Annotated in this window: 1 pseudogene; it reads right to left on the bottom strand. The window is 43.5% G+C overall.

From position 1 onward, the window contains the following. A pseudogene (locus FD07_RS11970) lies at window positions 1-309 on the bottom strand (helix-turn-helix domain-containing protein); the annotation flags it as partial. Window positions 310-407: the final 98 nt, after the last annotated feature.

Genomic DNA, 407 nt, shown 5'->3' on the forward strand with positions numbered 1-407 from the left:
AATTGACGCAGTGCTCAAGTTATAAGCGGCCGCAATGGTTTCTGGTGACCAGGTTAATCGTAAGTGATTGGTAATTAAAGTCGCTAATGCTGCCGTCAGCATCGAACGACGACCGCAATTCCGCCTTTTGCGATCTGCATCTTGCTGAGCTAATTCTGGATCATAAGGTTTAACCCGGTCCAACTCATAGCTAATCGTAGCTTTGGCGACGCCTAAGGCGTCAGCCATTACTTGGTAAGATTTATTCCCCTCATTGACCAGTTGTGCTAGTGCGCCACGTTGAAAACGTGATAAAGTAGATGTACCCAAAGTAATCACTCCCTATATTGGTTGGAATTAGCTACTACCATTGTAAGTGATTGCTTTGGGCTTTTTAATTTCTGTTCGGATTAATTATAGAATTTGCC

Origin of the sequence: Levilactobacillus parabrevis ATCC 53295, assembly GCF_001434055.1 — a bacterium.
Lineage (GTDB): Bacteria > Bacillota > Bacilli > Lactobacillales > Lactobacillaceae > Levilactobacillus > Levilactobacillus parabrevis.